The organism is Amycolatopsis methanolica 239, assembly GCF_000739085.1.
GTDB lineage: Bacteria > Actinomycetota > Actinomycetes > Mycobacteriales > Pseudonocardiaceae > Amycolatopsis_E > Amycolatopsis_E methanolica.
In genome coordinates this window covers 5,952,797-5,974,990 of record NZ_CP009110.1, presented here as the reverse complement: position 1 = coordinate 5,974,990, position 22,194 = coordinate 5,952,797, and the positions used below count along the sequence as shown (strand labels likewise).

The 22,194-nt window shown below is 71.0% G+C and carries 22 protein-coding genes; 12 read left to right on the top strand and 10 right to left on the bottom strand.

Features of this window, described 5'->3' with window-relative positions:
* Window positions 1-182 precede the first annotated feature (182 nt).
* Window positions 183-1,928: an LpqB family beta-propeller domain-containing protein gene (locus AMETH_RS29025; RefSeq protein ID WP_017984721.1), complete on the top strand. Its 1,746-nt coding sequence runs from the start codon at window positions 183-185 to the stop codon at window positions 1,926-1,928.
* An 86-nt stretch (window positions 1,929-2,014) separates the two neighbouring features.
* Here the strand turns inward: AMETH_RS29025 and AMETH_RS29020 are convergent, their stop codons facing one another.
* Window positions 2,015-2,668 carry a ComF family protein gene (locus AMETH_RS29020; RefSeq protein ID WP_026153469.1) on the bottom strand — a complete coding sequence of 218 codons (654 nt, stop codon included), beginning with the start codon at window positions 2,666-2,668 and terminating at the stop codon, window positions 2,015-2,017.
* Between the two features lie 678 nt (window positions 2,669-3,346).
* On the opposite strand from AMETH_RS29020, the gene hpf reads away from it, so the two are divergent.
* Both hpf and secA read left to right on the top strand, forming a co-directional pair.
* Window positions 3,347-4,033: a ribosome hibernation-promoting factor, HPF/YfiA family gene (gene hpf / locus AMETH_RS29015; protein WP_017984719.1), complete on the top strand. Its 687-nt coding sequence runs from the start codon at window positions 3,347-3,349 to the stop codon at window positions 4,031-4,033.
* Between the two features lie 197 nt (window positions 4,034-4,230).
* Window positions 4,231-7,041, top strand: a complete 2,811-nt coding sequence (gene secA, locus AMETH_RS29010; RefSeq protein WP_017984718.1) for a preprotein translocase subunit SecA — start codon at window positions 4,231-4,233, stop codon at window positions 7,039-7,041.
* Between the two features lie 373 nt (window positions 7,042-7,414).
* Here the strand turns inward: secA and AMETH_RS29005 are convergent, their stop codons facing one another.
* Window positions 7,415-7,849 (bottom strand): Rv3235 family protein, encoded by a 435-nt coding sequence (locus AMETH_RS29005; protein WP_017984717.1) that lies wholly within the window; start codon window positions 7,847-7,849, stop codon window positions 7,415-7,417.
* Between the two features lie 102 nt (window positions 7,850-7,951).
* On the opposite strand from AMETH_RS29005, the gene AMETH_RS29000 reads away from it, so the two are divergent.
* A complete protein-coding gene (locus tag AMETH_RS29000) occupies window positions 7,952-8,332 on the top strand; it encodes an HAD-IA family hydrolase (protein ID WP_017984716.1) in 381 nt (126 codons plus the stop codon).
* Here the strand turns inward: AMETH_RS29000 and AMETH_RS28995 are convergent.
* Window positions 8,310-9,074, bottom strand: a complete 765-nt coding sequence (locus AMETH_RS28995) for a TrmH family RNA methyltransferase (RefSeq protein WP_017984715.1) — start codon at window positions 9,072-9,074, stop codon at window positions 8,310-8,312. The two genes, AMETH_RS29000 and AMETH_RS28995, sit on opposite strands and share 23 nt — an antisense overlap.
* A gap of 30 nt (window positions 9,075-9,104) precedes the next feature.
* Between AMETH_RS28995 and AMETH_RS28990 the strand changes: the two genes are divergently transcribed.
* The 3 genes from AMETH_RS28990 to pruA are packed head-to-tail and all read left to right on the top strand — an operon-like array spanning window position 9,105 to window position 12,666.
* Window positions 9,105-10,511, top strand: a complete 1,407-nt coding sequence (locus tag AMETH_RS28990; protein WP_017984714.1) for a WS/DGAT/MGAT family O-acyltransferase — start codon at window positions 9,105-9,107, stop codon at window positions 10,509-10,511.
* Window positions 10,508-11,008 carry a DUF6912 family protein gene (locus AMETH_RS28985; protein WP_017984713.1) on the top strand — a complete coding sequence of 167 codons (501 nt, stop codon included), beginning with the start codon at window positions 10,508-10,510 and terminating at the stop codon, window positions 11,006-11,008. Before AMETH_RS28990 ends, AMETH_RS28985 begins: the two co-directional genes overlap by 4 nt.
* 29 nt (window positions 11,009-11,037) lie before the next feature.
* The gene (pruA, locus tag AMETH_RS28980; protein ID WP_017984712.1) at window positions 11,038-12,666 is read left to right on the top strand and encodes an L-glutamate gamma-semialdehyde dehydrogenase; all 1,629 of its coding nucleotides are present in this window, start codon (window positions 11,038-11,040) and stop codon (window positions 12,664-12,666) included.
* Here pruA and AMETH_RS28975 read toward each other — a convergent pair.
* From AMETH_RS28975 to rsgA, 4 genes are all read right to left on the bottom strand, one after another.
* Window positions 12,663-13,388: an SCO4651 family lipoprotein gene (locus AMETH_RS28975; RefSeq protein WP_017984711.1), complete on the bottom strand. Its 726-nt coding sequence runs from the start codon at window positions 13,386-13,388 to the stop codon at window positions 12,663-12,665. The two genes, pruA and AMETH_RS28975, sit on opposite strands and share 4 nt — an antisense overlap.
* A gap of 140 nt (window positions 13,389-13,528) precedes the next feature.
* A complete protein-coding gene (locus AMETH_RS28970) occupies window positions 13,529-14,353 on the bottom strand; it encodes an SCO4651 family lipoprotein (protein WP_026153468.1) in 825 nt (274 codons plus the stop codon).
* 85 nt (window positions 14,354-14,438) lie between these two features.
* Window positions 14,439-14,720: a hypothetical protein gene (locus AMETH_RS28965; protein WP_017984709.1), complete on the bottom strand. Its 282-nt coding sequence runs from the start codon at window positions 14,718-14,720 to the stop codon at window positions 14,439-14,441.
* A 264-nt stretch (window positions 14,721-14,984) separates the two neighbouring features.
* The gene (gene rsgA / locus AMETH_RS28960; RefSeq protein WP_017984708.1) at window positions 14,985-15,974 is read right to left on the bottom strand and encodes a ribosome small subunit-dependent GTPase A; all 990 of its coding nucleotides are present in this window, start codon (window positions 15,972-15,974) and stop codon (window positions 14,985-14,987) included.
* 108 nt (window positions 15,975-16,082) lie between these two features.
* Between rsgA and AMETH_RS28955 the strand changes: the two genes are divergently transcribed.
* Window positions 16,083-16,853 carry an SOS response-associated peptidase gene (locus tag AMETH_RS28955; RefSeq protein ID WP_017984707.1) on the top strand — a complete coding sequence of 257 codons (771 nt, stop codon included), beginning with the start codon at window positions 16,083-16,085 and terminating at the stop codon, window positions 16,851-16,853.
* Window positions 16,850-17,458 carry an alpha/beta hydrolase family protein gene (locus AMETH_RS28950; RefSeq protein WP_017984706.1) on the top strand — a complete coding sequence of 203 codons (609 nt, stop codon included), beginning with the start codon at window positions 16,850-16,852 and terminating at the stop codon, window positions 17,456-17,458. Before AMETH_RS28955 ends, AMETH_RS28950 begins: the two co-directional genes overlap by 4 nt.
* A gap of 111 nt (window positions 17,459-17,569) precedes the next feature.
* On the opposite strand, the gene ybaK is transcribed toward AMETH_RS28950, so the two are convergent.
* A complete protein-coding gene (gene ybaK / locus AMETH_RS28945; protein WP_017984705.1) occupies window positions 17,570-18,046 on the bottom strand; it encodes a Cys-tRNA(Pro) deacylase in 477 nt (158 codons plus the stop codon).
* A gap of 242 nt (window positions 18,047-18,288) precedes the next feature.
* Between ybaK and AMETH_RS28940 the strand changes: the two genes are divergently transcribed.
* Together AMETH_RS28940 and rsrA are read left to right on the top strand one after the other, a co-directional pair.
* On the top strand, window positions 18,289-18,924 hold the full coding sequence (locus AMETH_RS28940; RefSeq protein WP_026153467.1) for a sigma-70 family RNA polymerase sigma factor: 636 nt from the start codon (window positions 18,289-18,291) through the stop codon (window positions 18,922-18,924).
* Entirely contained in the window at window positions 18,921-19,241 is a 321-nt protein-coding gene (rsrA, locus tag AMETH_RS28935) for a mycothiol system anti-sigma-R factor (protein WP_017984703.1), read from the top strand. Before AMETH_RS28940 ends, rsrA begins: the two co-directional genes overlap by 4 nt.
* A gap of 99 nt (window positions 19,242-19,340) precedes the next feature.
* On the opposite strand, the gene AMETH_RS42805 is transcribed toward rsrA, so the two are convergent.
* A complete protein-coding gene (locus AMETH_RS42805; RefSeq protein WP_369794341.1) occupies window positions 19,341-19,415 on the bottom strand; it encodes a 50S ribosomal protein bL37 in 75 nt (24 codons plus the stop codon).
* A 113-nt stretch (window positions 19,416-19,528) separates the two neighbouring features.
* Between AMETH_RS42805 and AMETH_RS28930 the strand changes: the two genes are divergently transcribed.
* A complete protein-coding gene (locus tag AMETH_RS28930) occupies window positions 19,529-21,034 on the top strand; it encodes a sensor histidine kinase (protein WP_017984702.1) in 1,506 nt (501 codons plus the stop codon).
* Between the two features lie 702 nt (window positions 21,035-21,736).
* Here the strand turns inward: AMETH_RS28930 and AMETH_RS28925 are convergent.
* Window positions 21,737-21,988 carry a WhiB family transcriptional regulator gene (locus AMETH_RS28925; RefSeq protein ID WP_026153466.1) on the bottom strand — a complete coding sequence of 84 codons (252 nt, stop codon included), beginning with the start codon at window positions 21,986-21,988 and terminating at the stop codon, window positions 21,737-21,739.
* Between the last annotated feature and the right edge of the window lie 206 nt (window positions 21,989-22,194).

The window sequence follows — 22,194 nt, the reverse complement described above, 5'->3', positions numbered from 1 at the left end:
GCGCGGCCGCGCGGACGCGACTCCTTGAGGGCGGCTGTGCCGCCGCGTTTCAGCCGGACGTCTGGCGTCGGCTGCGTGAGCGCCGCTGTTCGGCTACCCGGTCAGAGGCGCGGCGGCGATTCCGTGAGCGTCGCCGTTCTGCCGCCTCCCGGCCGGGCGCGGCTGTCCGTACGGGAGGGCGTGTGAGGGTCCTGCCGCGCCTGTTCGCCTTGTTCGCCTGCCTCGTGCTCGCCGCGGGGTGTGCGAACGTGCCCGAGGAATCGCAGCCCGTCGCCGTTCCGCAGCAGGAGCTGGGGCAGCCGGTCAACCCGGACGTGCCGCAGCCGGCGAAGGACCTGGACGCGCTGACCGTCGTCCGCGACTTCGTCCGCGCGAGCGCCCAGCCGATCAGCAACAACGCCGCCGCACGCATGTACCTCGACGATGGTGCGGGCAAGGCCTGGGCGCCCGGCAAGGTCATCACGATCATCGACGACGTGTTCGCCACCGTCCCGGCCACAGGCGCGGACACGACGGCGAACCCGAACGAGGTCAACGTCGTGCTGCGCGGCACCGGCCTCGGCACGCTGCGCGAGGACGGCGCGTTCATTTCGCTGCGCACGCCGGTCGAGCTGAAGCTGCTGGTGCGGCGCCAGTCCGACGGGCAGTGGCGGATCACGAACCCGCCGCCGAACCTCGTGATGCCCTACAGCGACTTCACCGCGAACTACGTGCGGGTCCAGGCGTTCTTCTTCGCGCAGGACTCGAACACGGTGGTCCCCGACCTGCGGTACGTGGCGGGCAAACCGCAGACCGGCCTCGCCGGGCGCGTGGTCGGGCTGCTGCTGGCCGGGCCGTCGACGAGCCTGGTCGGCGCGGTGCGGAACCTCCTTCCCGAGGATGCGAACACCGAAGGCAACGTGACGACCGCGCCGGACGGTGCGCTCGTCGTGCCGCTGACCGGCGTCGCCGACGAGACCGCGGACGTGCGGCGGCTGATCGCCGCGCAGATCGTGCTGTCCCTGCAGTCGGTGACCACGAACCGGGTGCGGCTGTTGTCCGACGGTGCCCCGCTGGTGGACGGGCACGAGGACTGGGTGCCGAGCGACCTGCCGTCCTACACGGCGCTGGCCTCGCCGAGCGCGGACCAGCCCGGGCTGGTGACTGTGAACGGGCGGGTGCGCTCGCTCGGCGACGGTTCGCTGATCTCCGGCCCGGCCGGCCAGGGCAGCGGCTACCAGGTGGCGAGCGCGGCGCAGTCGATCGACGGGCGTCAGCTGGCGATCGTCGAATACGCCGACGGGCGGCAGCGGTTGCGGGTCGGCCAGTTCGGGAAGGACGCGGCCCCCGTGGACCTCGCGGGCGCGACGATGACCCGGCCGACCTGGCGGCCCACGGCCACCGCGGACGGTTCCGGTGAGGTGTGGACCGTCGTGGACGGGCAGACGGTGGTCCGCGCGTTGCGGACGCCGGACGGCAGCTGGGTGCCGCAGGTGGTGAACGCCGATGAGATCCTCCAGGTCGGTCCGATCAGTGTGCTGCGGTTGTCCCGCGACGGCGCGCGGGCCGCGGTGGTCGCGGGCGGCCAGTTGCTCGTGGCGTCGGTGGTGCGCGCCCAGGACTCGGTGACGCTGCGCGCGCCGCGGATCCTGCAGGGCGGGACCCTGGGCGGGGTCGTGGACGTCGACTGGCTCAGCCAGGACGCCCTGGTCGCCGCCACGACCATGCCGTCGCAACCGGTGGTCAAGATCCCGATCGACGGGCTCCGGCTCGACCCCTTCAACATCTCGAACCTGACGCTCCCGGTGCACGCGATCACCGCCGCGCCCGGCCGGTCGATCGTCGTCGCGGACGACGGTGGCCTGTGGACGGCCTCCGACGTCGGCGAGGTGTGGCGCCCGCACCCGCACAGTTTCGGCGGCAACGCGTCGCCGTTCTACCCGGGCTGATCTTCGGGCACACGGCAGCGAGCTCCGGAGACTCACGTCACCGGCGGCTGTCAGGGCACGTGACAGTGAGCAGCGGGGTCTCCAGGTCACCGAGCGGCGGTCAGCACCAGTGCCGAGGTCACCTCCCAGCCTCCGGTGGCGAGTGTCCGGGTGCAGGCGGCGATCGTCGCGCCGGTGGTGGTCACGTCGTCCAGCAGGACGACCGGGGCGCCCGGCGGTGGGTGGCCCCGCGGCTCGAGCCGGAGCCGGCCGGCGAGGTTCTCCGCGCGCTGGTCGCGGTCGAGCCCCACCGCGTCGCGGGCCCGGGACGACAACCACAGCGCCGGCGCGACGGCGGCAGCGTGCCCGGCACGGGCCAGGTGCGCGGCGCACCGCCGGGCCAGGCGGAGCAGGTGCGCGCCGCCCCGCTGCCGGGACGCCGACCGGCGCGACGGGGCCGGGACCAGCCACCACGTCCCGTCCGGAGCCGCCCTGGCCTCGGGGAGATGGGGCACCGCGGCGGCCATGGCCCGGCCCAGCGGATCGGCCAGGTCCCGGCGGCCGCGTTCCTTGTAGGCCAGCACCAGACGCCGTGCGGTGCCCTCATAGGCGGCCAGTGCGTAGACCGGCACCCCGGCCGAACCGCGCGGAGCCGGGTGCGGGCGGGCGAGGTCGAGCAGGCAGGCCGCGCAGCAGGCGGCGCCGGCCACCCCGCAGCCGGCGCACAAGGCGGGGAGGAGCAGATCCAATGCGAGCTTCATGCGGAGAGTGTGCGGGTGGGCACCGACAGTTCTGGGCGCCCCGGCCTCCAGTGGCCGGCGATTAGATCAAATGGACCAACCGAGCCGGCCGTCGAGGAGCGCGTCCGGCGGCGCGCAAACCCGGCGCTCCGTCCAACCGCAACTGATCGACGTTCAAGAATCTTCCTTGTGTGACAAGGCATCTCGCGTCTGTCACCCACCCGGGCGCAACTCGCCGGGAACGCGAGGCGGTCCCCGGCCGTTGTCGGGACATGAGGCCCTGGAACGCCGGAGCGGCTCATCCGCAAGCGTCCAGGGGAGTGCTGCGGCCGGAGCGCGGTTCCGTCACCCACGGGGCTGGACGCCGGAAAACGGCTCAATGTCAAGGTGAAAACCGGTCTCGCGTCCTGCTCCGAACGGAGCAGCAGGTCAGCGCGCCCCGACGGGTTCGGACGCGCACCGTCACCGGTTCCCGATCCGTGACATCCCCCGGCTCGGGGGGTTTTGTGATCCGCGTTACCGCGCTAGCGTGCTGCGCTATAGCAAGTCCCGCCGGCAGGGAGGTGAACAGCCGATGACCCTGGCGCCGACGGAAGATTGACCCCCGGTTCTGCCATCAGACCGGTCGGGTGGGAGCGGCGTCGGCGCCGATCCATCAGGAGAGCTCTCGAACTCATTCCGCAATGAGGGAGGTCGTGTATGGAAATCGTCGTCAAAGGCCGTAACGTCGAGGTGCCGGATCACTACCGCACACACGTCGGTGACAAGCTCGAGCGCCTGGAGCGCTACGACAAGAAGGTCTTCCGCTACGAGGTCGAGCTCTTCCACGAGCCCAACCGCAGGCAGCTGAAGAACTGCCAGCGGGTGGAGATCACCGGCCGGGGCAAGGGCCCGGTCGTCCGGGCCGAGGCCTCCGCGGGTGACTTCTACGCCGCCCTCGACACCGCTCTCAACAAGCTCGAGAACCGCCTTCGCAAGATGCACGACCGCCGGCGCGTCCACTACGGGCGCCGCTGTCCGGAATCCGTCGCCGAAGCGACGTCGAGCGCCGTCGCCGCGGGAGCGACGCCGGCCACCGGCCGCGCGTCGACCGCAGTGCTCGAGGCGCCGGCTCCCGTGGCCGAAGAGGTCGGGACCGCCCTCCCAGAGGACATCGAGCTGCCCACCCAGCAGCGCTGGGACGACGAGGCCGCCGAACACCTCCCCGGCCGGATCGTCCGGGAGAAGCACCACTCCGCCAAGCCCATGACCATCGACCAGGCCCTCTCCGAGATGGAGCTGGTCGGACACGACTTCTACCTCTTCAACGACGTCGAGGCCGGCGTCCCCAGCGTCGTCTACCGGCGCAAGGGCTTCGCTTACGGCGTGATCCGCCTCGACCACTAGCGGCGTCCGGAACGGCCCGCGCGCGACCTGCGCGCGGGCCGTATCGCGCATGTTCGCACGTTGCGTGCGCCGACGCGCGCACCTTCCCTACGATGGAGGGTGCGCACGACCCGCACCACGGGTCGGAGAGGTGTCGGACACGGCGCGGTCCAGGGACTGAGCCTGGGTGCGTCCCAACAGCTAGTGAGGTCGACCGGATGGTTCTCAACCGCCTGCTGCGTGCGGGCGAGGGCAAGATGATCAAGCGGCTGCGCAACATCGCCGAACACATCAACACCCTCGAAGACGAGGTGAAGGACCTCACCGACGACGAGCTGCGTGCGAAGACCGCCGAGTTCCGCGAGCGGCACGACGGCGGGGACGGCGAGTCGCTGGACGACCTGCTGCCCGAGGCGTTCGCGGTGGCCCGCGAGGCCGCCCTGCGGGTGCTCGGCCAGCGCCCCTACGACGTCCAGTTGATGGGTGGCGCGGCGCTGCACCTCGGCCAGGTCGCCGAGATGAAGACCGGTGAGGGCAAGACCCTGACCTCGGTCCTGCCGGTGTACCTGAACGCGATCTCCGGCAAGGGCGTCCACGTCGTCACCACCAACGACTACCTTGCCAAGCGCGACTCGGAGTGGATGGGCCGCGTGCACCGCTTCCTCGGTCTCGAGGTCGGCGCGATCCTGTCCGAGATGACCCCGGCCGAGCGCCGCACGGCCTACCACGCCGACATCACCTACGGCACGAACAACGAGTTCGGCTTCGACTACCTGCGCGACAACATGGCGTGGAGCCTGGACGACTGCGTCCAGCGCGGCCACAACTTCGCCATCGTCGACGAGGTCGACTCGATCCTGATCGACGAGGCCAGGACGCCGCTGATCATCTCCGGCCCGGCCGAGCAGTCGGCCCGCTGGTACGTCGAGTTCGCCCGGATGGCGCCGCTGATGAAGCGCGACACCCACTACGAGGTCGACGAGCGCAAGCGGACCGTCGGTGTCACCGAGAAGGGCGTGGCCTTCATCGAGGACCAGCTCGGCATCGACAACCTGTACGAGTCGGCGAACACGCCGCTGGTCGGCTACCTGAACAACGCGCTCAAGGCCAAGGAGCTGTACAAGCGCGACAAGGACTACATCGTCCGCAACGGCGAGGTCCTGATCGTCGACGAGTTCACCGGCCGCATCCTGGCCGGCCGCCGCTACAACGAGGGCATGCACCAGGCGATCGAGGCCAAGGAAGGCGTCGAGATCAAGGCGGAGAACCAGACGCTCGCCACGATCACGCTGCAGAACTACTTCCGCCTCTACGACCGCCTCGCCGGCATGACCGGTACCGCCGAGACCGAGGCCGCGGAGTTCCACCAGACCTACAAGCTGGGTGTGGTGCCGATCCCGACCAACCGGCCGATGGTCCGCAAGGACCAGCCGGACCTGATCTACAAGACCGAGGAGGCGAAGTTCGAGGCGGTCGCCGAGGACATCGCCGAGCGGCACGCCAAGGGGCAGCCGGTGCTGGTCGGCACCACCAGCGTCGAGAAGTCCGAGTACCTGTCGAAGCTGCTGGTCAAGCTGAACGTGCCGCACGAGGTGCTGAACGCGAAGTACCACGACCGGGAAGCGCTGATCATCGCGCGCGCCGGCCGCAAGGGCGCAGTCACGGTCGCGACCAACATGGCAGGCCGCGGTACCGACATCGTGCTGGGCGGCAACCCGGACATCATCGCCGACGAGCGGCTGCGCGAGCGCGGCCTGGACCCGGTCGAGAACTCCGCCGAGTACGAGGCCCTGTGGCCGAAGGTGCTCGAAGAGGTCAAGGCCGAGGTCAAGGCCGAGGCCGAGGAGGTCCGTGAGGCGGGCGGCCTGTACGTCCTGGGCACCGAGCGGCACGAGTCGCGGCGCATCGACAACCAGCTGCGCGGCCGCTCCGGCCGTCAGGGCGACCCCGGTGAGTCGCGGTTCTACCTGTCGCTCGGTGACGAGCTGATGCGCCGGTTCAACGCGGTGATGGTCGAGCGGGTCATGACGACCATGCGGCTGCCCGACGACATGCCTATCGAGCACAAGATGGTCTCGCGGGCCATCAAGAGCGCTCAGACGCAGGTCGAGCAGCAGAACATGGAGATCCGCAAGAACGTCCTCAAGTACGACGAGGTCATGAACCAGCAGCGCAAGGTGATCTACGCCGAGCGCCGCCGCGTCCTTGAGGGCGAGGACCTCTCCGAGCAGATGCAGCACATGCTGGTCGACGTGCTCACCGCGTACGTCGAGGGCGCCACCGCCGAGGGTTACGCCGAGGACTGGGACCACGAGAAGCTGTGGACCGCGCTCAAGCAGCTCTACCCGGTGTCCCTGAACTGGGAAGACCTGATGGAGGAGCACGAGGACCTCAGTGCCGAGGTGCTCCGGGACGCGCTGGTCGAGGACGCGAAGGCCGCCTACGCCCGGCGCGAGGCCGACATCGACGCGCGGGTCGGCGAGGGCGCGATGCGGCAGCTGGAGCGGCAGGTGCTGCTCTCGGTGCTGGACCGCAAGTGGCGTGAGCACCTCTACGAGATGGACTACCTCAAGGAGGGCATCGGCCTGCGGGCCATGGCGCAGCGCGACCCGCTGATCGAGTACCAGCGCGAGGGCTTCGACATGTTCAACGCCATGCTGGACTCGCTGAAGGAGGAGGCCGTCGGCTTCCTGTTCAACCTGCAGGTCGAGGCGGCGCAGCCGCAGGAGGCGGCGGCTCCGGCCGCGGCCGCGCCTGCGGCGGCGGGCAATGGGCGTCACGCACAGCCCGTGCCGCCGCAGCAGCCCGAGCCGCCGCGCTCCCCGGTGCCGAGCGCGCTGCGCGGCAGGGGGCTCGGCAACGAGAACCCGCAGCAGGGCCTGACCTTCTCCGGGCCGGCCGAGCAGGGCGGCGTGCAGTCCCGCGGGACGGCCACGGCGTCCTCCGACGGCCAAGGCGCGGCGGGCACGCGGCGCGAGCGTCGCGCGGCTGCCCGCACTCAGGCGAAGAAGACCAAGAAGCGTCGCTGAGCTGGGTCTTTGCGCGGGGGCGGCACCGGTTGGTGCCGCCCCCGCGTTATTTGGTGGGTGGCCATTCGCTGGGTGTGGGCCTGCGCCTTGCGGGCCGGGTGGTGGGTGTGTGGTGCCGCTGCCGCGTGGGTTGGTGGGCTGAGTGGGCCGGGTGGTGGTGGCCGCCCCGCGTGCTTGATGGGCGAGTGGTGCCCCGGCCCTTGGTGCCCGCTTCCCGCGCCTTCGGCGCGCGTGTGCCCGGTGGTGGCGCGCGTGTGCGCCCCTTGGGCGTGCCCACTGGGCCCGCAGATGGGCACACGCACGGTGGGTGGGCCTGGCGCGGCCGCCCCGGCTCCTGACGGACGCGATCCGCCAGGAGTAGGAGCCCCGCAGGTCAGCGGTGTCTCTGCGGCTGCACCACGGTGAAGAATCCGCACCGCCAGCCGGCTTCGGAGTGTTCGAACCTCGCCATCACGGCGGTCGCCCGGCGGTCGGCGTGCGCGGTTCCGCAGATTTCGATCGTGCCGGGCGCGCTGTGGCTCGCCCGCACCGACTTCACCGTGTAGCGCGGGCCCGGCGACGGTGGCACGCCCCGCAGGTGCTGGTACATCCGCGGCGTGACCACCGCCCGCAACTGGCCCGGCGCGCGCCGGCCGGAGCGGACTTCCAGGATCGCCGTCAGGACGGTCCTCGCGTGGCGCAGTTCGAGCGGTTCGCCCGGACGGCCGCGCCGCCACGTGCGGGCGGCCCCCGCCTGTTCCGGAATCGAATCCGGCGGCGCCGCGCCCCGGTTCGGTTCGTACGGGTACAGCTTGCACAGTCCGGTCATCGGTCCCCCTCGGTCGAGTCATGCCGCTCCCTAGAGCGGCACTCCCGGGAGAACCGGACAGCCTTGGCCCGATGGTGTGAACGGGACCGGTAGGGTCCGCACGTGCTGCGAGGACTGGTGCTCGACTACGCCGGTGTCCTGACCGATCCGGACGCCGCCGACCTGCTGGCCGCCGTTGATGCCCTGCGCCAACGCGGAATCCGGACCGCTGTGCTGTCCAATGCGGACGGTGGCGCCGGCCGCGGGGGTCTCGCCCGCCACTTCGACGCGTTCGTCTTCTCCGGCGAGGTCGGCATCGCCAAGCCGGATCCGCGGGTCTTCCGGCTGACCGCCGCACGCCTCGGCCTCCCCGTCACCGGCTGCGTCATGGTCGACGACTCGCGGGCCAACATCGACGGCGCCACCGCAGCCGGCATGGTCGGCGTGCACCACACCACGGTGGCGGACACGCTCGCCGAGCTCAGCGCGTTGTTCCCCGCCTGACCAGTTCGAAGCACAGCACCGCCGCGGCCGCGGACACGTTCAGCGATTCGACCTCGCCCGGCATCGGGATCGACAGCCATCCGGTCACCAGCGACGCGACCTCGTCGCTCACCCCCGCCGTCTCCCCGCCCAGCACGAACGCCGCCCGCTCCAGCAACGGTGCCTCGAACAGCGACGACCCGCCCTGTGCACCAAGTGCATACAATCCGTATCCAGCCTCTACCAGCATTGATGCGGCCTCGGCGGCCGTCGCGCAGCGGAGGACCGGCGCGCGGAACGCGACCCCCGCCGAGGCCTTCACGACCAGCGGGTCCAGGGCCGCCACACCCCGACGCGGCACGACGATCCCGCCGAGCCCGGCCGCCGTCGCGGTGCGCAGGATCATCCCCACGTTCGCGGGCGTGGTGATGCCGTCCAGCAGCAGCACCCGCGCCGGCGCGTCGGCCAGCGCGGCGCTCAGCGGCCGCATCAGGGGCGCGACCACGTCCGCCAGCACACCCTGGTCCTGCTTGCCGTTGCCGGCCAGCACCTTCACCCGGTGCGCGCTCGCCCGCTGCACCGGCACGCCCGCCGCCTTCGCCGCCCGCTGGATCTCCGCCGCGGCCGGACCGCGGGCGGTGTCGGCGAGGATGACCTTGTCCACCCGGAGCTCCGGGTCGTCCAGGGCCTCCAGGACCGGTTTGCGCCCGTAGACGGTCAGGAATCGGTCTTTGGGGGAGACGGTCGTTTCAGCCACGAGCACTAGTAGACCAGTCTGTGTCAGGATCGCGTCATGCCCGATCGCCTTTCCGCACTCGACGCTTCGTTCCTCTACCTGGAGGACGCGACGACGCCGATGCACGTGGGTGGCGTCGCGGTCTTCGAGCGGCCGCGCGACGGCTTCGACTACGAGCAGCTCCTGTGCCTGATCGGTCAGCGCCTCGCGTTCCTGCCGCGCTACCGGCAGCGGGTGCTGAACGTGCCCGGCCACCTCGCCCGCCCCGTGTGGGTGGACGACGTCGACTTCGACCTCAACTACCACGTCCGCCGCTCGGCGCTGCCCGGCCCGGGCACCGACGACCAGCTGTACGACCTGGTCGCCCGCCTGATGGCCCGCCCGATGGACCACGAGCGCCCGCTGTGGGAGGCCTACTTCGTCGAAGGGCTCGCGGGCGACCGGGTCGCGCTGGTCACCAAGACCCACCAGTCCGTCGTGGACGGCACCGGCACCGTCGAGCTGGGACAGCTGATCCTGGACACGATGCCGCAGGCCTGTGAGCCGTACGAGGACACCTGGTCGCCCCGCCGCCTGCCCAGCCCCGCCCAGCTGGTGCTCGACGCGGTCAGCGAGGCGGTCCGCCGTCCGGGTGAACTCGTCGAGAACGTGCGTGACGTGGTGAGCGACCTGTCCGCCACGGCGGGCAAGGTCACCGACGCGGTCGGCGGGGTCGCCGCCGCGGTCCACCGGGTCCTGCAGCCGGCGCCGTCCGGGCCGCTCAACCGGCACGTGTCCGGCGGCCGCGTGTTCGACGTGGTGCGCACGCGGCTGGAGGACTACCGCAAGATCCGCGCCGAGCACGGCGTCACGGTCAACGACATCGTCCTCGCCGCCATCACCGGCGCGCTGCGCGAGTGGCTGCTCTCCCGGGGTGAGGGCGTGTCGGAGGCGACCACGGTCCGCGCGCTGGTCCCGTTGGCCGTGCTCGAACCGGACACCGTCGAGTTCTCCCCGGCCGGACTGGTCAACAACGAGGTCGAGCCGTACCTGGTGGACCTGCCGGTCGGTGAGCCCAGCCCGGTCCTGCGGCTCCAGCACATCAGCCACACGCTGCGGGCGCACGCCGACTCGGGCCGTTCGGTGGCCGCCCGCGCGATGCTCAAGGTGGGCGGGTTCGCCCCGGCGACGATGCACGCGCTCGCCGCCCGCGCGGCGGGCTCGTTCTCCGGGCGGATCTTCAACCTGCTGGTCATCAACTCGCCGGGGCCGCAGGTGCCGCTGTACGCGGGGCAGGCGAGGATGACCGAGATGTTCCCGGTGATCCCGCTGGCGCGCAACCAGGCGCTGGCCATCGGGGTCACGTCCTACCACGGTGGCGTCTACTTCGGACTCAACGGTGACCGCAAGGCGCTGTCCGATATGGACGTCCTCGTGGGGATGATCGAGGATTCACTGGAAGAGCTGAAGGGTGCGAGCTGGTGAGGGTCTACCTTCCGGGCACGATCGGAATGCTGCGCAGGCTGGTGGCGGACGGCAGGCTGCAGCCGCCCGGCGGGACGGGCTTCGCCCTGACCCCGGCGCTGCGCGAGTCCTACCTCAGCGGGGACACCGAGGAGCTGGAGTACGTCGCGCTGCTGGACGCCGCTCGCGCGTCGCTGCGGCTGATCGGGGCCGCCGAGGAGGACGCCAAGGAGCTTCCGCGCCGGGTGGTGATCTCGGTCGACGTCGAGAACGCGACGCCGCGGCCGGACCTGGACGCGCCGGTGGTGAAGCTGTCTGGGCCGATCAGCTACGAGGACGTCGCGGCCGTGCACGTCGACGCGGAGGAGGCCGAGGAGGCCGTGCGCGCGGCCGCGCGGGTCGTCGACGCCGCGGACCTCGGCGACCCGGACGCGGAGTTCGTCCTCGGCGAGGCTGAGGACCACGAACTGGCCTGGTACGCGCCTCAGGAGCTGCCGTTCCTGCTCGACCTGCTCTAGCGTTTACAGCAGCCGTCGAGGAGGTAGGCATGGACGCCATCACGAACGTGCCCGTCCCGGTCAACGAGCCCGTCCGGACCTACGCGCCGGGCAGTCCCGAGCGGGAGTCGCTGCAATGCCGGATCGCCGAGCTGGAGGGCGACAAGCACGAGCTGCCGCAGACCATCGGCGGCAGGCGGCGGATGGCGGGCGGGGACACCTTCGACGTCGTCCAGCCGCACGACCACGCGCACGTGCTGGGCACGTCGGCGCAGGCCACCCGCGAGGACGTCGCGGATGCGGTCGCCGCCGCGAAGGAGGCCGGCCCCGCCTGGCGGGAGATGCCGTTCGACGAGCGCGCCGCGGTGTTCCTGCGCGCCGCGGACCTGATGGCCGGCCGGCACCGCGACACGCTGAACGCCGCGACGATCCTCGGCCAGTCGAAGTCGGTGCAGCAGGCCGAGATCGACGCCGCCTGCGAGCTGATCGACTTCCTGCGGTTCAACGTGCATTACGCGCGCCGGATCCTCGCCGAGCAGCCGAACTCGGTGCCGGGCGCGTGGAACCGCATGGACTACCGGCCGCTGGACGGGTTCGTCGTGGCCATCACCCCGTTCAACTTCACCGCGATCGCCGGGAACCTGCCCAGCGCGCCCGCGTTGATGGGCAACACGGTCGTCTGGAAGCCGACACCGACCCAGCAGCTCGCCGCCCACTACACGATGCAGGTGTTCGAGGAGGCCGGCCTGCCGCCGGGCGTGATCAACCTGGTGACCGGCGACGGGCACGCGGTCAGCGAGGTCGCGCTCGCCGACCCCGGGTTCGCCGGCCTGCACTTCACCGGTTCGACCGCCACGTTCAAGTTCCTGTGGCGGCGGATCGCGGAGAACCTCGACACCTACGCGAGCTACCCGCGCATCGTGGGCGAGACCGGCGGTAAGGACTTCGTCGTCGCGCACGCCTCGGCGAACCGCGAGAAACTGGTGGCCGGGCTCGTCCGGGGCGCGTTCGAGTACCAGGGGCAGAAGTGCTCCGCGGCCTCGCGCGCGTACATCCCCCGGTCGCTGTGGGAGAGCGGGCTGCGGGACGAGCTGGCGGACCTGACGCGGACCGTGAAGTACGGCGACGTCGCGGACCTGTCGGTGTTCGGCGGAGCCGTGATCGACGCGCGGGCGTTCGCGAAGCACCAGCGGCTGCTCGACAGCGTGGACGCGGACAACGACCTCGACGTGCTGGTCGGCGGCCACTGCGACGACTCGATCGGGTACTTCGTCGAGCCGACCGTGCTGGTGTCCGCCGATCCGGCGCACACCGCGTTCGCCACCGAGTACTTCGGCCCGATCCTCGCGGTGCACGTCTATGACGACGGCTCGTACGGCGAGATCCTCGAACTGGTCGACCGTACCTCGCCGTACGCGCTGACCGGCGCGGTGTTCGCCGACGACCGGGCCGCCGTGCAGCAGGCGCACCAGACGCTGCGGTTCGCGGCGGGCAACTTCTACGTCAACGACAAGCCGACCGGGTCGATCGTGAGCCAGCAGCCCTTCGGCGGCTCCCGCGGCTCGGGCACGAACGACAAGGCCGGGTCGATGTTCAACCTGCTCCGGTGGACGAGCCCGCGGTCGGTGAAGGAGACGTTCGACGCGCCCACCGCGATCGGCTACCCGCACATGGGTTAGCCGGCCAGCTCGGCGACCTGGTCGGCAGGCGGGGCGGCGATGTCGACCGGCTCGCCCCAGCCGGTGTAGCGCATGGTCATCGGGCCCATCTGCGGGTCGCCCGCGGACGCGAGCCCGCTGAAGTCGAACAGCATCTGGGCGGGGAGCTGGTCGGCGTCGAGCCACAACTCCATCGGCGCCGTCCGGCCGGCCATCTCCGGCAGCCCGGAGGTCTTCCCCAGGTCGATCGTGATCCAGTAGTGGCTGGCCAGCTGCCCGTCGAGGGTGGTCTGCTCGCGGCGGTCGATCGTGCCGCCCTTGCGGACGTCGTCGAGCACCTGGGCGGGATCGCTCTGGCCGGACTCGCGCATCATGGCGCCGAGTTCCTTGCCCTTCGCGCTGTCCGCCGAGTAGCGGCCCCACGGCCTGCCCCCGGTGAGCCCTCGTGCCTGTTCTGGGATCGACACGTACTGCGCGCCGTCCACCACCCGCGTCTCGGACGTGACGCCGTCGGCGGTGTGCGTCATCTTCATGGCCCACCCGGGCTCCGTGAACCGCATCTCGCCGGTGGCGGTGGTCTCGCGGCCGGCCACGGTCACCGCGACGGAGAACCGCACCGTCTGGGCCTTGCCCGTCTGCTCGGTCGCGGCGCGCACCAGCGTCTGCGCGTCGCCGAAGAGGGCGGGCCCGGCGGCGGGCTTCGCGCCGCAGGCGCCGATCAGCAACGCGAGTGCGAGGACCAATGCTGGCTTCTTCACGCGGGTTCCCCCCGGTCGTATCACCTCTGCCGGGTGAACTACCGGACATATGTCGCGAAGGGACACTCGCGTTACGGAAAACGGCGCGGTCCCGGCGAACCGAGACCGCGCCGCAACAACCGGTGTCAGCCGCCGATCTTGAGCTCGCCCACCTGGTCGGCGGGCGGGGCGGTGACGTCGACCGGGGCGCCCCAGTCCCTGTACTTCATCGTGATCTTCGCCTGCTGCGCCTCGGCCGGCGCGCCCACGGCCTGCATCACCGGGCCGAGGTCCTGCGTGATCTGCACCGGCAGCTGGTCGCTGTTCAGCCACAGCTCCATCGGGTACGTCACGTTCATCGACTTCAGCTGCTCCAGCGTCTCCGCGGGCAGGCCGGACGAGGCCAGCTCGTCGGACGCCTTCGCCACGTCGATGGTGACCCAGTAGTGGCTGACCTGCTGCCCGTCGAGCGTGGTCTGCTCGCTGCGGGTGATCGTGCCGGCCTTTTCGATCTGCTCCAGCGTCTTCGACGGGTCGTTCGACTCAGCCTGCTCGAGGCTCGCGCCCAGCGTCTTCGCGGCCTCGCTGCCCTCCGGGAACGTCGCCCACGGCTTGCCGCCGGTCGCGGCCTGCGCCTGCTCCGGCAGCTTGAGGTAGAGGACCTTGTCGACGATGCGCATCTCCTGGCTCTGCCCGGCGACGGTCATCGTCATGGCGATCGCGCTGTCGGCGCCGTTGAAGCGGCCCTCGCCGGTGCCGGTCATCTGCTGCCCGGCGATCGAGCCGGAGATGCTGAACTTCGCCGACTGCACCTGACCGGTCTTCGCCGACGCCGCTCGGACGAGTTCCTGGGCGTTGCCGAACAGCGTCGGCCCCGCGGTCCCGCCGCTGGAGCCGGACTCCCCGCCACCACACGCGGTGAGCCCGAGCACCAGCGCCAGGATCCCGGACGCGAGAGCGGTTTTCTTCATGTGGAACATTCCCCTTTGGTCGAGGCCACCCGTCTTCGTGTGGCCAACGGGGGTATGTCCCAAGAGGACGCCCGCGTTACTTCTGTCAGTCCGCGGTCTTCAGCTCGCCGACCTGATCGGCGGGCGGGTCCGCGACGTCGACCGGCGCGCCCCAGTCCCGGTACTTCATCGTCATCGTGGCGTTCTGCGCGCCTGCCGGCGCACCCGCTGCCTGCATGACCTGCGTCAGGTCCCGCGTCACCTGCACGGGCAGCTGGTCGGAGTCGAGCCAGATCTCGACTGGGATGACGGCGCCGGAGTTCTTCAGCTTGTCCAGCACCTCCGGCGGCAGTTCACCGGTGTTGAGCGTGTCGGTGGCCTTGGCCACGTCCAGGTCGACCCAGGTTCAGGTAGAGAACCTCGTCCACGGCCCGCATCTCCTGGCTCTGCCCGGCGAGGCAAGACCCGCCAGGCGCAGACGGGGAAGTTCACGCTCACCGGATCGGTGGCAGGCGAGACCTTGGACGCCAGCGGCGGAGGGCGCTTCACCGGGCCGTCGCCCGCGATGAGCATGAACCATGACCGTCGATCCCTCAGTCGAATGTCCCCCATGTGGGTTGTCACCGACGGGGATGGGCAAAACGGGCGAAGATCAAACCTCCATGCCCGCCCGCGACGCGAGCAGGCGGCGCAGCGACGGCAGCCGGCGCTTGTCCTCGACCTCGTCGAGCATGCAGTCCGGGTCCTCCGGCGGCCCCAGGTGCCCGCACCCCGGCGGGCACTCTTCGGCGGCCTCGGCGAACTCGTCGAATGAGGCCACGATGTCGTTCGCGGTCACGTGCGCCAGGCCGAACGACCGCACACCGGGCGTGTCGATCACCCAGCCGCCGTCGGGCAGCGGCAGCGCGACGGCCGCGACGGACGTGTGCCGCCCCTTGCCGACCGCGCTGACCTCGCCGGTGGCCAGCTCGGCGTCCGGCACCAGCCGGTTCACCAGTGTCGATTTGCCGACCCCGGAATGGCCGACGAGCGCGGACACCCGGCCGCGCACGGTTTCGGCCAGCGGCAGCGAGTCCTCGTCGAAGCGGGTCACCACCGCGGGGACGTCCAGCTCGGCGTAGCGGGACAGCAGCTCGTCCGGGCTCGCCAGGTCGGCCTTCGTCAGGCACAGGACCGGCTGAAGGCCACCGGCGTAGCAGGCCACCAGGCAACGGTCGATGAACCCGGGCCGCGGCGGCGGATCGGCCAGCGCGGTGACGATGAGCAGCTGCTCGGCGTTTGCCACGACCACCCGCTCGAACGGGTCCGTGTCGTCGGCCGTGCGGCGCAGCAGGCTGGTGCGCTCGTCGACCCGGACGATGCGGGCCAGCGTGCCCGGCTCGCCGCTGGTGTCGCCGACCAGGCCGACCTGGTCGCCCACGACCACCGGGGTCCGCCCCAGCTCACGGGCACGCATGGCGGTGACCAGACGGCCGGGGTCGCTGTCGATCGCGCAGGTCCAACGGCCGCGGTCGACCGCGATCACCATCGCCTGGGTGGCGTCGGAGTGGGTCGGCCTGCGCTTGCTGCGCGGGCGCGAACCCTTTCCCGGGCGCACGCGGACGTCGCTTTCGTCCAGATCGCGCCAGTCCCTGCGTGCCAAGCCCCGAGCCTCCTTCCGAGCACAGATGATCCCCCATCCCGCTCGCCAGTGGTGCGCCACCCGTGTCACGATGGGTTATCCGCAGCCGGTCCGAAGGAGTTGGGCGACATGTGCGGCCGCTACGCGGCGAAGAAGAACCCGGCCGATCTGGCCCAGGAGTTCGACGCCGTGGACGAGACCGACGGCAAGGCGCGCGAGGCCGACTACAACGTCGCGCCGACCAAGAACGTGGTCACCGTGGTGCAGCGGCACCCGCGGGACGCCGACGGGCAGGTGCTGGAGGACGAGCCCGCCGTGCGCAGCCTGCGGGTGATGCGCTGGGGGCTGGTTCCGTTCTGGGCCAAGGACGTGTCCGTCGGCAACCGGATGATCAACACCCGCGCCGAGACGGCGTCCGAGAAGCCGGCTTTCAAGAAGTCGCTCGCGCAGCGGCGCTGCCTCGTGCCCGCCGACGGCTGGTACGAGTGGCGGCGCACGGGCAAGCAGAAGGAACCGTTCTACATGACCCGGCCGGACGGCCACTCGCTGTCCTTCGCCGGAATCTGGGACACCTGGCGCGACCCGAAGGATCCGGATGCCCCGCAGCTGATCACCTTCTCGATCATCACGACCGACGCGGCCGGGCGGCTGACCGACGTGCACGACCGCATGCCGCTGGTCATCCACGAGCGGAACTGGGTCGACTGGCTCGACCCGGACCGCACCGAGGTCGGCGAGCTGTTGGCGCCGCCGATGGACCTGATGGAGACCATTGAGCTGCGGCCGGTGTCCGACCGGGTCGGCAACGTGCGCAACAACGGCCCGGAGCTGATCGAGCGGGTCGAGCCGGCCACCGACCTGGACGCCGCCGAAGCCCTGTTCGACCTGCCGAAACCATGACCCGGATCGAGATCCCGACACCGCACGGCCCGGCCATGGCGGAGCTGCATTGCGCACCCGACGGTGAGGCGGTGCTGATGCTCGGCCACGGCGCCGGCGGCGGGATCGAGGCGAAGGACCTGGTCGCGGCCACCCGCGCGGGACAGGCGGCCGGGGTGCACGTCGCGCTGGTCGAGCAGCCCTACCGGGTGGCAGGCCGCCGAGCGCCCGCGCCTGCCAAGCAGCTGGACACGGCGTGGCTCGCGGTGGCCGAGGAGCTGTGCGACCGCTTCGACGACCTGCCGATGGTGTTCGGCGGCCGCTCGTCGGGGGCGCGGGTGGCGTGCCGGACGGCGGCGGCCGGGCAGGCGGTGGCGGTGCTGTGCCTGGCGTTCCCGGAGCACCCGCCGGGCAGGCCGGAGACGAGCAGGCAGGCCGAGCTGGACGCCGTGGAGGTGCCGACGCTGGTCGTGCAGGGCGAGACCGACGCGTTCGGCTGCCCGAAGCCGGGGCCGCATCACGAGGTCGTCGTGGTGCGCGGGACGCACGCGCTGGACGCCGACCTGGAGGCGGTGTACCGCACGGTGCACGAGTGGCTCGCGAAGGTGCTGCGGCCACTGACGTAGGCGCAGGGCATCGCCGGGCGGCGCTCAGGGCCTGTTCAGCGGCGGAGAGGGGACGGCACTGTCCGCCCAGCGCCGTACCCGAGGTGTCGTGGCCGGGTGCCGCCCGCCGGCTCAGGCGCGGATGGGCGCCACCGTGGCGGAGGTCAGTCGCACCAGGTCGGCGGGCGCCAGCTCCACCTCCAGCCCGCGACGGCCTGCCGAGCAGTAGATCGTCTCGAACTTCTCCGCCGTCTCGTCGATCACCACCGGCAGCCGCGAGCGCTGGCCCAGCGGCGAGATGCCGCCGAGGACGTAACCGGTCGCGCGCTGGGCGGCCGCCGCGTCCGCCATCTTCGCCCGTTTGCCGCCGACCGCCGCGGCCAGCGCCTTCAGGTCCAGCTGCCCGGTGACCGGCACCACGCCCACCGTCAGTTTTCCGTCCACATCGGCCACCAGCGTCTTGAACACGCGGTCCGGTTCGAGTCCAAGCACCTCGGCCGCTTCCAGGCCGTAGGACTCGTGCTTCGGGTCGTGGTCGTAGGCGTGCAGCTTGTGTGCGACTTTCTGCTTCGCGAGCAGGGCGGTCGCCGGCGTTCCCTTCCCGGCCATGGGGTGCACGGTAGCCGGGAGGCGCAAGTCCTTTTCCCGCGGCGGGGAATGTGCCCGGATCGTGCGGTGTTGACACGGACGTGCCGTCAAAGCTTGCTGATCGACGAGCCCGTGTGCAGGCCGTCGCCCGGCCAGCCGGTGTACCCGGCCCGGCCAAGCACGTCCGCGTATCCTCGAAGCTGTCGTATGCGCACCCGGCCACGGGTGTGGACCGCTTCGACGCGGATGGGAAAGGGAACGGTTTGCCGAGCACGCAGAACTCCGCGGTGCCCGAATCCGGCTCCGAGCAGGAGCCGGTCGAAGAGCGCGCCGAGCGCTTCGAGCGCGACGCGATGCCGCTGCTGGACCAGCTGTACTCGGCCGCTCTGCGCATGACGAGGAACCCGGCGGACGCCGAGGACCTCGTGCAGGAGACCTACCTCAAGGCCTACGGCGCGTTCGCCTCCTTCAAGGAAGGCACGAACCTCAAGGCCTGGATGTACCGCATCCTCACCAACACCTACATCAACGGGTACCGGAAGCGTCAGCGTCAGCCGGTGCAGCAGCCGACCGAGGAGATCACCGACTGGCAGATCGCCCAGGCGGAGAGCCACACCTCGAGCGGTCTGCGGTCGGCCGAGGTCGAGGCGATGGACCGGCTGCCCGACAGCGACGTCAAGGACGCGCTGCAGCAGCTGCCGGAGGAGTTCCGGCTCGCCGTGTACCTCGCCGACGTCGAGGGCTTCGCCTACAAGGAAATCGCCGAGATCATGGACACGCCGATCGGGACCGTGATGTCCCGCCTGCACCGTGGCCGCGCCCAGCTGCGCAACCTGCTCGCCGACGTCGCGCGCGAGCGCGGCTTCATCCGCGGCGCCAAGCAGGAGGTAGCGCGATGACCACCGGTCGTGAGCCGCACAAGGACGACGTCCGCTGTTCCGAGGCGCTCGCCGAGATCTTCCTGTTGCTGGATCGCGAGTGCAGCCCGGAGCGGGATGCGCAGCTGCGCAAGCACATCGAGGACTGCCCGCCGTGCCTCGAGGAGTACGGCATCGACGAGCAGCTCAAGCAGCTCCTGCACCGCAAGTGTGGCGGCGACACCGCCCCGGACGAGTTCAAGCAGAAGCTGCGGGCGTCGATCTACCAGACGGTCGAGCGGCGCGGTGACGTGAAGATCGAGCGGACCGAGGTCCGGCTCGAGCAGAACGCGGAGTAGTACCCCGAAGACGGCGAAGGCCCCGGTGCGGCGCACCGGGGCCCTTTTCGTGCTTGAACAGCGCAGTTCGTGCTCGAACGGCGCAGTTCGTGCCCGAACTCAGCTGTTGGGCTTCTTGCCGTGGTTGGCGCCGTTCTTCCGGCGGTCGCGGCGCTTGCGGGCTCGCTTCGACATGCCTGCTCCTTCCCTGGTCGCGATCTGCCCACCAGTGTCTCAGGTTCGCCCCGGCGGGTGCTGGGAAGGTCCCGCTCTGGTTCACTTGAGCTGCCCCGAGGAGGAGTACCAGCGTGACGACACTTTCCGACCTGCTGGCCGAGAACACCGGCCTGTCCGGCGAGGCGGCGGACCACCTCCAGGCCGTGGTGGCCGAGTGGCAGCTGCTCGCCGACCTGTCCTTCGCCGACTTCCTGCTGTGGGTGCCGGTGTCGCCGGAGCACAATGAGCAGGGCGGCGACTTCGTGTGCGTCGCGCAGGCCCGCCCCACCACGGCGCCCACCGCGCACCCCGAGGACGTGGTCGGCGCGCGGTTCACGGTGGCGGACCACCCGCAGCTCGCGCGGGCGATCCGGGAGGTCCGGATCTGCCGCGAGGAGGACCCGCACTGGTACCGCGACCTGCCGATGCGCCGGGAGGCGATCCCGGTCACGTTCGGCTCGAACGTGATCGCGGTGCTGTCCCGCGAGACGAACCTGGCCGCGCCACGCGTGCCGAGCCCGCTCGAGGTGGCTTACCTGGGTAGTGCGGGCGACCTGTGCCAGATGATCGTCGACGGCACGTTCCCGCATGTGGACAGCCAGACGGACGTGCACACGAGCCCGCGGGTGGGGGACGGGCTGATCCGATTGGACGCGGCCGGCAACGTGGTGTTCGCGAGCCCCAACGGTCTGTCGGCGTACCACCGGATGGGCCACGAGTCGGACCTGGTGGGGACGCGGCTGGCGCCGTTGACGCGGTCGCTGATCCGGGACCCGTTCGATGCGACGGAGGTCGCGCACCGGATCCTGGACGCTCTGGACGGGAAGCCGGGCAGCCGCACGGAGGCCGAGTCGCGGCGCGGCGCGGTCGTGTTGTTCCGGGCGTTGCCGCTGCGGCCGCACGGGCAGCCGGCGGGGGCGCTGGTGCTGTGCCGGGACGTGACCGAGGTGAAGCGGCGGGACCGCGCGCTGCTGTCGAAGGACGCGACGATCCGGGAGATCCACCACCGGGTCAAGAACAACCTGCAGACGGTGGCCGCGTTGCTGCGCTTGCAGTCGCGGCGCACTTCGAACGCCGAGGCGAGACAGGCGCTGACGGAGTCCGTGCGGCGGGTCGCGTCGATCGCGATGGTGCACGAGGCGCTGTCGGTGTCGGTCGACGAGCGGGTCGACCTGGACAAGCTGCTGGACAACGTGCTGCCGATGGTCGGCGAGGTCGCGACCGCCGAGTCGCGGGTGAGCATCAGCCGGTCCGGCTCGTTCGGGGTCGTGGTCGCGGAGATCGCGACGCCGCTCGTGATGGTGCTGGCGGAGCTGGTGCAGAACGCGGTGGAGCACGCTTTCCCGGATGGGCGGCCGGGCAAGGTGGAGATCGTGGTGAGCCGCTCGGCGCGCTGGCTGGATGTTCTGATCCGCGACAACGGCCGCGGGTTGCCGTCCGGGTTCTCGCTGGAGCGGGCTGATGGGCTGGGGCTGCAGATCGTGCGCACCCTGGTCGAGTCCGAGCTCCGGGGTTCACTGTCGTTGCGGAAGCTGCGGGACGGCGCGGCGCGCGGCACGGAGGCCGCGCTGAGGCTTCCCCTCGGGCGGCGGCCGTAGTTTCTTGGGGCCCTGCCTTGGGGCCGCTCGGTGGGGTGGGCACGGGTGGGGCAGCCGTGCTTGCGTGAGATGGCCGGGCGTGCCCGGGCGAGGTGGCCAGTCGTGGCCGCGTGAGTGGGCCAGTCGTGCGCATCGCGTGAGGTGACCAGTGGCGCCTGCGTGATGTGCCCGACCGTGCCCTCGCGGGTGGGCCAGTGGTGCTTGGAAGGTGCGAGCGGGCCAACGGTGCCGAGGCGGGAGGGGCAACGGTGCCCTTGCGAGTGGGCGTCTCGCGCGGGTGCGAGGTGCCCGAGCAGGTGGCGGCAGCCGGGCTGCAGCAGAAGCCAGCGCTGGGCCGAGGCGGGAGCTGGGCCGGGGCGAAAGCCGGGCTGGGCTGGGGCGAGAACCGTGCCGGTGCGGGGCGGAAGCCGAGGCTGAGCCGAAGCGGCAGCGGTTCCCAGGCGGAAGCAGCAGTTGGGGCTGAGCGGCGGCCCGGCAGCAGCCGCAGCTGGGCCGAAGTTGGAACGTCACCGGGCACCGTGAGGCGCCCGCTCAGCGATCAGCCGAAGCCAAATAATCCCTGCTCAGGACATTCAAGCCCGGCACCCGCGGGAGGTGGGTGCCGGGCCTTCGAACGTTAAGTGGGGGCGTGTGAGCCCCTGCGTCAGGTCCCGCGTACTCTCGTAAGAGACGCGTTAAGCGACGCCGCAGCGCGTGGAGAGGTCAGGCGGTGCGCATGCCGATGTGAGCACGACGGCGCTTCAGGGCACGGCGCTCGTCTTCGCTCATCCCGCCCCAGACACCGGAGTCCTGGCCGCTGGCCAGGGCCCAGGCCAGGCACTCGGACGCTGCCGGGCAGCGGTGGCATACGGCTTTCGCCTCGGCGATCTGCAGCAGCGCGGGACCGCTGTTCCCGACAGGGAAGAACAGCTCGGGGTCCTCGTCGCGGCAGGCAGCGTCGTGGCGCCAGTCCATTTCTGTGAGCTCCTTCTCGGGGCGCAGAGCGTGCTGCGCCACAGGTCGTCATGGCGGATCGTTTCTTGGGGTGCTTGTGAATGCTTTCACGAAGCACCGCTTTCGACAAGTGTTTTCGCAACATCGGTGAGTCAGCTCACCTGGTCAGGCGACCCTGCTGACCTGCGGTTTCTCTCCGAAACGGCCTTCGCGGGGGAAGGACGATG